Annotated in this window: 8 protein-coding genes; 5 read left to right on the top strand and 3 right to left on the bottom strand. The window is 58.0% G+C overall.

Annotated features, from left to right (window positions below):
• Positions 1-276: hypothetical protein (locus tag V7080_RS16085; protein ID WP_334189406.1), on the bottom strand; the 276-nt coding region annotated here is incomplete at its 3' end.
• A gap of 1557 nt (positions 277-1833) precedes the next feature.
• Between V7080_RS16085 and V7080_RS16080 the strand changes: the two genes are divergently transcribed.
• Positions 1834-3162: a replication initiation protein gene (locus V7080_RS16080; RefSeq protein ID WP_334189405.1), complete on the top strand. Its 1329-nt coding sequence runs from the start codon at positions 1834-1836 to the stop codon at positions 3160-3162.
• A gap of 320 nt (positions 3163-3482) precedes the next feature.
• Here the strand turns inward: V7080_RS16080 and V7080_RS16075 are convergent, their stop codons facing one another.
• On the bottom strand, positions 3483-6059 hold the full coding sequence (locus V7080_RS16075) for an excinuclease ABC subunit UvrA (RefSeq protein ID WP_334189404.1): 2577 nt from the start codon (positions 6057-6059) through the stop codon (positions 3483-3485).
• 217 nt (positions 6060-6276) lie between these two features.
• Positions 6277-6504, bottom strand: coding sequence for a hypothetical protein (locus V7080_RS16070; protein WP_334189403.1), 228 nt, complete (start codon positions 6502-6504; stop codon positions 6277-6279).
• Between the two features lie 280 nt (positions 6505-6784).
• Here V7080_RS16070 and V7080_RS16065 point away from each other — a divergent pair, with 280 nt between their 5' ends.
• The 4 genes from V7080_RS16065 to V7080_RS16050 all read left to right on the top strand — a co-directional run bounded on the left by V7080_RS16065 (position 6785) and on the right by V7080_RS16050 (position 12601).
• Positions 6785-7930 (top strand): AAA family ATPase, encoded by a 1146-nt coding sequence (locus tag V7080_RS16065; protein ID WP_334189402.1) that lies wholly within the window; start codon positions 6785-6787, stop codon positions 7928-7930.
• 3 nt (positions 7931-7933) lie between these two features.
• Complete coding sequence (locus tag V7080_RS16060) at positions 7934-8956, top strand: ParB/RepB/Spo0J family partition protein (protein ID WP_334189401.1); 1023 nt, start codon at positions 7934-7936, stop codon at positions 8954-8956.
• An 833-nt stretch (positions 8957-9789) separates the two neighbouring features.
• Positions 9790-10494 carry an aspartate/glutamate racemase family protein gene (locus tag V7080_RS16055; RefSeq protein WP_334189407.1) on the top strand — a complete coding sequence of 235 codons (705 nt, stop codon included), beginning with the start codon at positions 9790-9792 and terminating at the stop codon, positions 10492-10494.
• A 931-nt stretch (positions 10495-11425) separates the two neighbouring features.
• A complete protein-coding gene (locus V7080_RS16050; protein WP_334189400.1) occupies positions 11426-12601 on the top strand; it encodes a DNA-binding protein in 1176 nt (391 codons plus the stop codon).
• The last annotated feature ends 661 nt before the right edge of the window (positions 12602-13262 follow it).

The raw sequence follows: 13262 nt of genomic DNA, 5'->3' as shown, positions 1-13262 counted from the left end.
AATCCAGAGTGACGCACGCATGCGCATCCTCATCGTTTGGCAATGAAAGGGGACACCCCGCTCGTGGCAAACGCGCCAAAGTGACCCGAACGTATCCGGTGGAAGCGCCTCCACGAGGCTGTCTTCCGACAGCGGCGCGAGCACGACCAGATCATGGGGGATCGGGCTGGCATGGACGCTGCCCGTATGCCCGCTCCTGCGGGCGGAGCGCATACGGGCCGAAACCCGACCGATCGTGGCACGCTTGGCTGCAAACACCCTCTGCTCGTAGCGCAACGTGGGTTGCCGCTGGTAGCCAAGATGTCAGGCGCCCAGGTGCCCAGGTGCCCAGGTGCACGTGTCGCGTTTCCCTATTCCACTTGTAAAAGCCATCCCAGGGGCTGCCTTCTGCAACGAACGAGTCGGCCAGCTGCTATTTTTCGCCAGACCGTCATTCATCGCGGGCCAATGGTGAGCGCTACAGGAACACGGCAAAGGTGAGCGCTACGGGAACAACTCACCGTTGCACCGCGAGCCCGGGTTGCCACCGTGCCGGGTGACGGTGAGCGCAGCGGGAACGATACCCCCATCCCGGTATGTGAAAAATTTCACGGTGAAAGTTTTGATCATTGTTTCTGTCTGACGCGCGAGCGCGCTCTCTTGCACACCGTCGATCGCCCAGGGAAGGAATAGGCGCATTGGATCGGGTGACGGTGAGCGCTGCAGGAACGTGTCGCACTTCTTAAACTTTTCAGTTGGAAAGGGATGGTCGCGACAACCCCCACTGTCAGGTCACAAGCACGCTGGCGAATCGCTGTCGGTGAGCGCTACGGGAACATGGGTGGCGATGCCGTGCGGATCTCCTTGATTTTCAAGCGGAAATTCAAAGGTGAGCGCTACAGGAACAACTCACCTTTGTGGTGCCGATCGCCAATGCCAGGAACCAAGAATGCAGAGTAAGCATTTACTTTTGTCCATGCGTGCATTGGAACGCGGCTTGATGAACGGGCAAAGGTGAGCTGTGCAGGAAGCTGTTCACCCATGTTCCTGCAGCGCTCACCTTACGAATCTGTTCAGGACCTCTGAAGATTAGGCGCAAAATGGGCCGTGTTCCTGCAGCGCTCACCTTTTGTACCCGTGCGGACTCTATGCTGGCACTTGGCGTGCGAACAGCGATAGGGGCAAGCTGACGAATGCATGCACCCCGAAAGTCGCCGTGCCTGCAGAGCGGTTAAACGGTGACGTGTTCCTGTACAGCTCACCATTGGCTTAGGCGAGCAAAGACTGATGACCACCGCACCGCGGTCGTGTCGCCGTATCGCCGGCATCTTGTTCGGCAATCCAGACGGCCAGCGGCCCGATCGCGGTGCCTGCAGGAGGACAAGCCACGCGGCGCTGGAACACAGGTGGCGCTTCGGCCTCGTTTGCATGCAACAAGGCTTTGCAGCAGGGGTTTTCTAAAGGGCGCTGCCATTGAGGGTTTTTTAGAAGTAAACCCTTGTAAACCCTTAACACCTTTAAGGACACCGCCAACAGCGCATGGATACAGGGTTGGCAGCCGCAATGGTGAGTGGGTACGGTAACTCCGGTGAGCGGTTACGGGAACTCGTGTGCACACCTGCGGGAACATGGCACGGTTCGGGGAGCACGGGCGGTAACACGGGTGAGTGGACTCGGTAACCATCTTACGGTGAAGTGAGCGCTGCAGGAACGCGCATGTTCAGCAACGGTGAGCGCTGCGGGAACGTCATTCAAAAGTGAAAATTTTGTTTGCGCAGATTTCACCACAAGGGCATTATCTTCCTGTTTTCATTCACCAGACAGCGGCTTATGGCATCGCCGAAGAAAAAGACCTTGCCGACCATTCCGGGCGTGGATGAGTCGAGCGACGGGCGTGACGCGCTCGTCGAATTTCGCAAGGCAAATGACTCGATCGGGTTACGTGTCGTCGAAGGCCAGTTCAGCCTGTTGTCCCGCAAGCTCTACAACGTCTTCATATCAACCGCGCAAAAGCAGCAAAGGCCGGGCGTCAACGCGCCCATTGACGAGCCGTCGGCGGAATCTTACTTCTGGATCGCACTCCAGGATGTGGTCAAGGATACCAAGTACAACAGCAATGATTATGAAACGCTGAAGGAACACGCCAACGAATTGCAAAACATCCGCGTCGAGGCGGAAAGCACGAAAATGTGGACGAGCGAGCGGCTGCTGTCCGGGGTCAAGATCTACAACTCCAAAGGCCTCAAGAGCAAGGGCGGGACCGTCTGGCTGGGTTTCTCGTTTCCACCCGAAGTCATGCACATGGTCCTGAAGCCGACCATCTACACGAAATTCAGTCTGTGGTACCAGACGCAGTTGCGCACCGCGTCGAGCCTGGCGCTGTACGAAGTCTGCCGGCGCTACGCGTCCAGTCCGTCGCACCTGACCAACCGCGACAAGTGGGAGCGCTGGTACTACACGATTACCGGCACGGTGACCACCGATGTCAATCTGCCCGAATACAAGTACTTCAAGCGCGACCACCTGATGAAGTCGGTCACCGAAATCAATGCCATCACCGACATTGAAATCGAGCTGCTCGAATTCAAGGAAGGCCGCAAGGTCGCTGACATCCAGTTCAAGGTGTATCAAAAGGCACAGTCGTCGTTTGAGCTGCCCGCCATCCCGATCATCAACATGGAGATGATCGAACGCATCATGGCGCTGGGCATATCCAAGGACGAGGCGACCGCGATCTATACCTCCTATGACGAACAGGTCGTGCTCGCGCACCTGCATCTGGTGGAGAGCCGGCAGAAAAACACCCGGGCCGGTCCGCTGGAATCGGCCGCGGCATATTTCAAGACCGCGATCAAAAAAGGCTATGCCAATGGCAAGGTCATCGAAGTCAACGAGGCCAAGCCGGTGAAACCGAAAAGCAGGAAGAACCTGCGCGAGCGCTTCATGATCGCGCGCGCCAAGGATGCGCTGACCCACTACGACCAGCTCGTCTCCGCCGAACAAAAGAAACTCCTCGCCACCTTCGCCAAAAAAGCCGACAAGTCGATCAAGCCGTACCTGAAGAAAGGCCTGGAGATGACACTTGTTCGCAATGCATTCGGCGACTGGCTGGCCACCGAGCTGTGGGGCGAGCCGACCGATGCCCAGATCATTGACTTCCTCGAGTCCGAGGGGGATGACTGAATCCGGGTGCCGAGGCGGTATCTGTCAGCAGCAACCAATCCGTGGAGATGCACCGCCGCCACTGCCCAAGTCGCCTGGACGCATTCGATGGGTTCTAAATCAGCCGGAGGGCGCCCCGCAACGCAAGTCCTCAGGCCCTCCAGCCCTTTCCTGGCCCGTTCGAGCCTTAACGGGCATTCGCGGTACCGGCAACCCCGGCAAAGGCGCCAGACGCGCTTTACGCGCCTTCTTGGGCTATTGGCACGGTGGTGAGCCGGGCACGCGGAGCTGCCAGTCGGTCCGCGACGCCCGCGCAAGTGCGGGGCATCGCTGCAGCGTGGTCAGTACGTTCCCGATAAAAACTGCCGCAGGTAAGGGGCAGTACGGCTGGCCGGCGACGCCGCCACGGCGGCCGGTGGTCCGGCTGCGACGATGTGACCCCCTTCGTCGCCGGCACCCGGACCGATGTCGATGACCCAGTCGCTTGCTGCGAGCACCCGCATGTCATGCTCGACGACGATCACGGTATTGCCGGCCTCGACCAGCCGGTCGAGCTGGGCCAGCAGTTTTTCCACATCCGCCGGATGCAGGCCGGTGGTCGGTTCATCCAGCACGTACAGGGCATTGCCGCGCGTTGCGCGTTGCAACTCGGTGGCCAGCTTGATGCGCTGGGCTTCGCCGCCCGACAGTTCGGTGGCCGGCTGTCCCAGCCGCAGGTAACCCAGGCCGACTTCCCTGAGCACTTCCAGGGTGCGCCGGACGGCAGGTTCTTCATTGAAAAATGCCCATGCCGCATCGACGGTCAACGCGAGCACCTCGGCAATGTTCTTGTCCTTGTAGGTCACATCGAGGGTTTTTGCGTTGAAACGACTGCCCTGGCAGAGCGGACATGGCGCGTACACGCTCGGCAGAAACAGCAATTCGACCATCACGAACCCTTCGCCTTCGCAGTTGTCGCACCGTCCCTTGCGCACGTTGAAAGAAAAGCGCCCGGCATCATAGTGACGCGCACGTGCCATCCTGGTAGCAGCAAAGAGCTTGCGCACATGGTCGAACAGGCCGGTATAGGTGGCGAGGTTGGAGCGCGGTGTGCGGCCGATCGCCTTCTGGTCCACCAGCACCAGGCGCCGGATCGTTTGCATGCCGTCGTTGATGGATCCGCCGACGGTGACCGGCGCGGCCGGCGCCAGTGGGTCATGCTCGTCGCTATCGTCGCGATCATCACCCTTGCCATTGACGTCGTGACCCAGCGCCGCGGCCACCAGTTCCACCAGCACCTGGCTCACCAGCGTCGATTTGCCGGAACCAGACACGCCGCACACGCTGGTCAGCACGCCCAGCGGAAAGCGCACATCGAGCCCCTGCAGATTATTGCGGGTCACCCCGGTGAGCTGCAGCCAGCCGGCCGGTGCGCGCGGTGCAGGCGCGGCGGGCGGGCCGGACTCGAACAGGAAGCGACGGGTGTGCGACTCGCTTGCGTTAGCCAGGCCCGGCAGCGTGCCGCTGTAGACAATGTGGCCGCCGTGTTCACCCGCGCCGGGTCCGACGTCGACGATCCAGTCGGCATGGCGGATAACACCCAACGCGTGTTCGACCACAAACAGCGAGTTGCCGTTGCGTTTGAGCAGGTCCAGCGCATCGAGCAGCGCTTCCGTGTCCGCCGGATGCAGTCCTGCCGATGGTTCGTCGAGCACATAGACGACGCCGAACAGGTTCGAGCGCACTTGCGTGGCCAGGCGCAGCCGCTGCAGTTCGCCCGGCGACAGGGTCGGCGTGCCGCGTTCCAGCGTCAGGTAACCGAGCCCCAGATCCAGCAGGATCGATAGCCTGGCAAGCAGGTCGGTGGCGATGCGCCGCACCACGATCGCCTTTTCCGGGTGGCGTGCGGCCATCGTCGCCGACGCCGGATAGTCGCCCTGCGCATACGGGCGCAGCAGGGAAGCGAGGCGCTTGAGCGGAACACGGGAAAATTCGGTGATGTCCATGCCGGCAAACGTGACGGACAGCGCTTCGGGTCGCAGCCGCTTGCCCCGGCATAGCGGGCAGGTGCTGCTGACCATGTATTGCGCGACCCGCTTTTTCATGGCCGCACTCTCCGTGTTGGCGAACGTTTCCATCACGTAGCGCTTGGCGCTGGTGAACGTGCCCTGATAGCTGGGCGCATCCTTGCGCTTTAAAGCCTGCTGCACTTCTTCTGCCGTGAATCCGGCATACACCGGGACGACCGGCTGCTCGTCGGTGAAGAGGATCCAGTGGCGCTGCTTGCGCGACAATTTGCGCCAAGGCCGGTCGACGTCAACGCCCAGCGTGGTCAGGATGTCGCGCAGATTCTGTCCATGCCAGGCAGTGGGCCATGCAGCCACGGCACGCTCGCGAATGGTGAGGGTGTCGTCGGGCACCATCGACGCTTCGGTCACGTCAACCACGCGGCCCAGCCCGTGGCAGGTGGGGCACGCCCCTTCCGGCGTGTTCGCGGAAAAGGACTCTGCATACAGCAGCGCTTGTCCCGCCGGGTAGTCACCTGCCCGCGAATACAGCATGCGCACCGAGTTTGACAAGGTGGTGACGCTGCCGACCGAGGATCGGGTGGTGGGTGTGCCACGCTGCTGCTGCAGGGCGACCGCCGGTGGCAAGCCATCGATGTCATCGACGTCGGGAACCGGCATCTGGTGGAACAGGCGTCGCGCATAGGGCGACACCGATTCAAGATAGCGCCGTTGCGCCTCGGCGTACAGAGTGCCAAACGCCAGCGACGATTTGCCGGATCCGGAAATGCCGGTAAAGACCACGAGTGCGTTGCGCGGAATCGCCAGATCGACGTTCTTCAGGTTATGTTCGCGCGCGCCGCGCACCTGCACATATTCCGACCGCTCGGTGTCGATGGCGGCGTCGTCGGCCGGGTTGTTCTTTTTTCGCATTGCGGTGGTATCCCGTCTGGTCGCCGCGGCAGCCAATTCATTGCTGCGCCCCGGTCCGTGCGCAGGGGTCAGGCGGGGCCGCCTGCGACCTGGCAAGCCGGATTGACCAGTGCACGTTGACCTGTTGTCATTATTGCTAATGGACAGCGTATGCGAACGGATAGTTCTGCCGTCCCGCCGTGGATGACGTACGCAACGGCACGCATGCGTTCGTGCGTTATACCGGGGCGGTGGTGCGAATGACGTTGACGCGGCTGATGAAAAATTCGCCATCCACGACACTACGGTGCGGCATGCCGACGACATTGAATCCCGGTCCGCCGTCATCGACCCAGCCAACGGCCAGTGCATCGAATTGCTGCGGCGTCATGCGCAGCATCGGCGCACTGATGACGAATTGCGCTCCCGCCGGGTACTTCCTTACGTAGTCGCTCAGAGTTGTCATGGTCCACCTGGTTGTCTGTCTGCGGTCAGTATTGCATAGGCGCGTGTGCCCTTGCCACGACTGCAGTCCCCCCATGACAGGACAGCACCATGCCCGGTTGCATGCGCTGCCTGATGAGCGTATTTCAACGCCCAGTGTGGTGAAAGATCATTGGCATGTTTGGCAAATTAGCAGGTTAAAACACACTTTTATGCTTTTAACCTACCAATAGCACTTGACAGTTACGGATGCTCTGCGGAAAATGGGCGCACTTTGGTATTGCACGCCATTCGGAGGTTTCATGCGCTCAACATTTGCCCTGCAAGAGGATGTGATTTACCGCCTCAAGGCAGCCGCTGCTCTGCTCAATATTTCAGAAAACACGCTGCGCAATCATTTGCGTGACAGCGGGATGGAAATCCAGCGCGCCAACAAAAAGAATCCGGCGTCGCCAGCCGTGCGGCTGTTCAATATTGCCGATGTCTTCAAGCTGGCGCGCTGGCGCCGTGAGCAGGATCTGGTCAAGAAGGTGTCGGCGGAACCGGTGGTGATCGCGGTTGACCTCATCAAGGGTGGTGTCGGCAAATCGACCACGGCCGGCGAACTCGGCATCCAGCTCGGCTTGCTCGGTTACCGGGTGCTGATGATCGACCTGGATGTGCAATCCAACCTCACGCAACTGATGGGTTACGAGAGCGACCTGACGATTGATGAAGCGGCGGAACATGGGCTCAGTGATGACGCAATTGTCACTGGCACCTTTGCCACCATTTGTACCCAGTTCATGGATAGCAAGAATGGCCGTGGCAACAAGATGGGCAATGTCGCCGGCGTCATCAAGCGGCCGTTTGGCGCCCATGGCCCGGCCCTGATTCCCTCGGATACCTTTCTGGGCGACCTCGAGCAGGCGTTCACCTACGCGAAGGGCAATCGGGAACTGGTCTTTCGCACGCTGTTCAAGGAATCGGCGGCAGGCGACGTGCCAGGCTTCAATGTCAACGAGTACGACTTCATCATCTTCGACTGTCCGCCATCGATTTCTTTTTCATCGACGAATGCGATTGCCGCAGCCGATGTGGTGATTGCGCCGATCCGCATGGATTCGTTTGCGGTCAAGGGCTTGTCGCGCCTGGTATCGGAAATCAACGGGCTGGGTGAGCGCTCGCCGGAAGTGCGGCCGCAACTGTTGATTTTGCCGACGCATTATTCGACCAACATCACGCGCGTGTCGCGAATGCAGCAACAATTGCAGGCATATAAGGGCAATCTGTCGCCGACGGTGATTTCGGCCAGCGAATTATTTCCAAAGACGCAGGAAAACTATCTGCCCCTGACACTGCAGATGCCCACGGCCGGGCCGGTCGGCGAATACCGGTTATTTACCGAATTCCTGCTGTCGATGTGTGCAAAAACCAAGGGCAAGCAAGCCCGTACAGCAGAGGTATAACCCATGAAGCAAAGACTCGCGCCCAGAATGCCGCTGGCATCCCTGAAATCGTTCGACGATGAAGAAGCCCCGGACGGGACACCGGCACGCGACGATGCGCAAGCCAATCCGGCAGCGCTCGAGCCGGTGGCAGTTGCCCCCGCCGTGATTGACACGCCGGTGGCTGCTGGTGTCCCCAACGCACTCACCGGGACATCATCGATTGTCGACATCGCGGTCAGCGACATCGACCCCAGCCCGTACCAGCCGCGCATCATGTTTTCGCCGGAGGCGATCGACGCGCTGGCCGCCAGCATCGAAAGCGAAGGACAACTGGTCCCGATCAGCGTGCGGCCCGCCGAGGGCGGCCGCTACCAGCTCATCGCCGGTGAGCGGCGACTGCGGGCACACGAGATCCTGGGCAAGGAAACCATCAAGGCGTACGTGGTGGATACCCGATCCGATTTTGATGCGGCGGTTGCCGCACTTGCGGATAACGAGGCACGTACTGATCTGTCCGACTACGAGCGCGGCAAGGCATTCCAGCGCCTGCTGTCGATGCCGCTGGCACCAGGCGAGCCGCGCCTGACTCAGGTGTCGCTGGCAAAAAAGATCGCCAAGTCCGAAGCCACTATCAGTCGCTGCATGACGTTTTTTAACCTGCCGGCCGAAGCGATTGCGTTGCTCGACAAGGACCCGGCGCTCATCGGCGGCAAGAACGCGATGATTCTGGTGGGCCTGACGAAGAAAGGGCATGCCGATATCGTGTTGCGGGCACTGAAGCGGATTAAGGAAGATGGGGTGTCCGAACAGGGGGCGATCAACTGGGCGCTGGCGGAAGTCACGCGCGCCAATCGGCCACGGATAGAAGCTTACCCGCTCAGCATCAAGGGGTTGCATGTCGGTGATATCAAGGTCGATGGGACGAAGGTCGTGATCACCTGCGTCAATGGCTTTACGCCGGATGAGCTGATTCAACGCATCCGTGGCGCCAACCTGGATCAGGACATGCCCATCACTGAGGCAAGCGCTACCGACAACGACTGAACTTCAGCGAATCCTCTATCTAGCCGGCAATCTTTCACCGTGAAAGATTGCCGGCTTTTTTATGCCCGGATCTTTCACGGTGAAAGATCATCAGGCTCTGCCATCAGTTTCTTAGTCGCCTAGTACGCCCGGCCGCCATAAAAAATGCATCTAGAAGCCTAACCTCTTTCCTGTATGACAATATTTAACAGGCCGGTATTCTGTTCAAGGCATTCAAATCCTCGGCCAAAGAGCCAGCGACCTTCAATGGCGAGTAACTTTCACCGTGAAAGATTGGGTGAAATGCCAAGCCAGGTACGAAATCTTTCACGGTGAAAGATGCCAACGATCATGATAGTCATCCCAATCGCTAGTTGCATACCTGGCTGAGCAAATAACGCAATGTCCAAGTCGGCACGACAGTCACCTTTTCCATAGACAACGTTGCACTCGAGAATATCCACTAACATTCATCCACAGCATTGCAATCACGAAATTGTTTCACGTGGACCCAATTGCTAACGCCTGTAGGACCGTTTTGACACCCCTGTTCGACTGTAATTTTCATCCATATCGTGGCCACCAGGTGGCCCGAAACGAATGTTGCCGACAGAATCGTGCCATTGTGCGTCCATGACTAAACCGTATTTCGCTGGTTGAACGCGTCTGCTACAACGAGCCGAAGCCGATAGGGTAATGAATATCGAAATGAAATCCGGGTTGAATAAGAAGAAGATATCGTTATTGCTTCCGCCCCCAGTCCTCTTCCTTCACTGGGCACATTGCGTCACGCTACCGGCACCATTCGCTGCTGACAACACCGGTAAGCTGTCAAAAATAAACAGTACATGTCTATGCCACTACATATTGGAATCGTTGGATGCTCGGCTGAAGGTGCTGCGCTCTGTTACCGGACTATCTGCGCAGAAGGCGCTGCACGGCTTGGCGCACATGCCCACCCCGAGATTTCCATGCACACTCCATCGCTTGCTGAGTACGTGCGCTGCCTCGACCGAGGCGACCTGGCAGGCGTTGGTGAATTGATGCTGGCGTCCGCCAGGAAGTTGGCAAATGCTGGGGCCAACTTATTGATCTGCCCAGACAACACCATTCACCAGGCGTTCGCCCACGTCCAGCCCCGTTCTCCATTACCTTGGCTTCATATTGCCGAGGTCGTTAGCCTGGAAGCTTCCAGGCGCGGTTATACACGCCTCGGATTGACGGGAACCCGTTGGCTGGTGGACAGCGATGTGTATCCCCAGAAGCTGGCCGAAAAAGGCCAGCAATGTGTTCGACCCCATCCACGTGAATGCGATGAGACAAGCCAGATCATCATGGATGAGCTTGTGTATGGAGTGGTCAAACCCGAATCCATTGCAACCTATTTATCCGTCATCCAGGAGTTCAAAGAACAAGCCTGCGACGCCGTCATACTCGGGTGTACCGAGATCCCGCTCATCGTCAACGACGATAATTCTCCATTGCCAGTGCTGGACTCAACACGTCTGCTTGCGCGCGCCGCACTTCAAAAAGCCGTGAGCATAGGTGTTGCGAAGTGACGCCTACCTTGTCGCTGACGCAGACGTTACACGCTTGTCAGCGCAATCGTTGTTTGCGCGAGGCGCCCCGTTGATCCAGGCAAGGTTTAAGGGGTTCAGCGTAGGCAGGGTAATCCGGCGTGTACCAGGGCGAAGTGGCGAATGGCACTATGCGCGGGACCATGGCAGGCGTCAGGTCCTTCCCACCGCCATCCCGGAATGGAACCCGATGCAACACGCTGCAATGACGCTATCGAATGGGCAACCGGGTAACGTCGTGACCAGGAAGATATGCCCCACTTTGACGGTACAGCGGCTTTTCCTTTGCAGCTTGAAACCGCGTCTGAAGCGGCCAGAGAGTACACGCAGCGCAAAAGCGACGACCTGTTGCTTGCCGAGTCAATCCATTCTTTCAGCTGTACATGACGGAAGTAAATTCCGGCTTTTGCAGGCATTGAGACGCTGAGGATTGCACGCGAGGCTAGCCGTCGACGTTTTGAAATAGAGGATTCGGGGTCAGAAAGCGCAATCGAATGGATTACGCTCGTGAATGGTGGACGAAAGCGCGAAACGGACAAATTGGCATGCCGCCGATGCGAAAAATGGCCGGAATACGGCAATGTTCCACGAAATCGCCAATGTCAACGACGGTTCGTCAAAAACGGCTGTCAACCAGCACGGGCTCTGGGTTTTGCCATTCGCGAATTTTTCGCTGGCGTGAAACAATTTCCTCCGTGTCAACAAAATTTGCCCGTTTTTGCTCGTTCATCACTTGCAGCAGCCGGTTTTGGCGATTTCGGTTTCATGATGAAACGCCGATCAAAAACGTAATATTTATAACGTAATACAGCGTAATTTTGACATGGGGAAAATGTACCGCTAACATGCTTGTCGGGTTGAATCATTAAAGGTCGCGCATGCGTGAAGCGCGGTCATTGCGGAAAGCACGGCAATGCAATTGACAGACGAGTTGCGGCAAGAACTGCAGGAAAAAGTGGGACGGATGAAACTGGAGGGCGCACGTCGCAAGGAGCTCACCCGTCATGTGGCAATGCAGCTTTCCTTCAAGGGTTACAAACCGTCTGTTTGCATTGTGCGTGACATCACGCAGCAAGGCTCCCTCACCGATATCTCCAGGGATCTGACCGAGCTGCGCGAAGAAATTGGCAAGGCCCTGAGCCGGCGTACCCTGAAGACGAGCATGCCCGAGTCGTACCTGCAAATGGTGGAGCAGACGATCGAGCAGCTATGGACCGGAGCGGTCGACACGGCGAGCAAGGCGCTGGAAGCCGAGCAGATCGCGGCAGGCAAACTGCGGGACGACGCATTGCGGGAGGTCGAAACCATCCAGGCACTGCGTGCGGAAGAGCTCCTTCATCGGCAGGCGCTGCAGCAGGCGCTGGACGACGAGCGGCGGCGAAGCAGCGATGCAGAACAACAGGCGGCAGCGCTGCAAGCGCAATGCCGGGAGTTGGCCGAGTCGGTCGCCAGATGGCAGGCCAATACTGAAACGGAGCGGCGCTTGCGCACTGAAGAACATCAGCGATTCAGTACCGAGCTGGAGCTGATGCGGCAGGAGCATGGCCGTGCACTTGAGCAGGCGGAAGGCAATCGCCGCTATGTATTGCTGCAACTCGATACGGCGCGCGAAGCCGAGCGCAATCTGCGCGAGCGCGTCAGGCAGGTGGAAGACGATCGTACCGCGCAGGAGCAACGCACCCGCGTGGAACTCAATCATCTGCGTGACCGAAATGGCGCGATGTCACTGCAACTGGGTGAGCTGAAAGGCGAGCTTAAGGCAAAAGAGACCCATCTGGCTGAAGCAAACAAGCGTATTGCCGACCTTGAAAGTCGCCTAGACAGCGAGCGGATTGCATTGTCTGCCCGTAACGACGACATGTTGCAAGACCTGCGTGCTGCAGCGCTTGGAGGATTGTTGTCGGCGGTAAGGAATGCGCCGCATGTGTTCCAGCTATGCGATGAAATTAATTACCAGGTACGGGTAGAGCTGGAAGAAAACGGCAAGCCACTGCTCTGGCTTGAGGATGAAGGCGGTAACAGGATTGGCAGCACCTCTGCTTCAGTAAATGATTTAGATGCAAAGTGTCAGCAACTGTTGGATCGATAGTGCGCATGGACCCAATGATATTTGGCTTGCACTTTTGCCCGAATCTTTCACGGTGAAAGATTTTTCTTTCCCGCCTCTCTTTCACCTGATCGACTGGAAAATGGTGCAAACGTTTTCTGCTCTCCCTATGTCGGCACGATTTACAGTTATTGAGTGTTAACCTATTTGTTTTCTGCATTAAGTAGGTAAAGAGCACGGGGCTTGTAATAACGAAATTAATCGAACTTAAGAATGGCCTCTTTAGCCTCCAAAGCTAAGGGTCGTGGGTTCGATCCCCGCTAGTCGCGCTACTCTTCAACTAATTTGGTGAAAATTTTCGCTAAAAATGAGCGCGCCTTTTCCTATACGCAACTTCTACACTAGAAGGAGTTACGTTTTGTCGACGTCCCAAAAGAAGTTCGAGAAAAATATCTACGTTGAGGAGCGCTGCGGTGCGTTCCGATTCACCGTCGCAGTCACGCCATTTCCACGCTAGATAGCTACATTCTCAACCATTTAGGAAGGCGCGTTATGGGCGCGACGGCGGCAAGTAGAACTACTGGAAAAGAAGGGCGAATCAAATCTGTCGGTAATCCCCCCGGAATTGAGGGGGTTCAGAAGTAGAGACACGCGGCCATGGCCAACCGCTGTTTTGGCGTGAAGCCGCCCAAGGCCATGTTTG

It is taken from the genome of Noviherbaspirillum sp. (assembly GCF_036846085.1).
Taxonomy (GTDB): Bacteria; Pseudomonadota; Gammaproteobacteria; order Burkholderiales; family Burkholderiaceae_D; genus Noviherbaspirillum.
The sequence above is the reverse complement of the archived record's forward strand: the minus strand, read 5'-3'. Positions and strand labels throughout refer to the sequence as shown.

Coding starts and splice junctions, on each gene's coding strand:
- V7080_RS16055 (WP_334189407.1), top strand. CDS start 9,790: ATGCCACTACATATTGGAATCGTTGGATGCTCGGCTGAAGGTGCTGCG.
- V7080_RS16075 (WP_334189404.1), bottom strand. CDS start 6,059: ATGCGAAAAAAGAACAACCCGGCCGACGACGCCGCCATCGACACCGAG.
- V7080_RS16070 (WP_334189403.1), bottom strand. CDS start 6,504: ATGACAACTCTGAGCGACTACGTAAGGAAGTACCCGGCGGGAGCGCAA.
- V7080_RS16060 (WP_334189401.1), top strand. CDS start 7,934: ATGAAGCAAAGACTCGCGCCCAGAATGCCGCTGGCATCCCTGAAATCG.
- V7080_RS16065 (WP_334189402.1), top strand. CDS start 6,785: ATGCGCTCAACATTTGCCCTGCAAGAGGATGTGATTTACCGCCTCAAG.
- V7080_RS16050 (WP_334189400.1), top strand. CDS start 11,426: ATGCAATTGACAGACGAGTTGCGGCAAGAACTGCAGGAAAAAGTGGGA.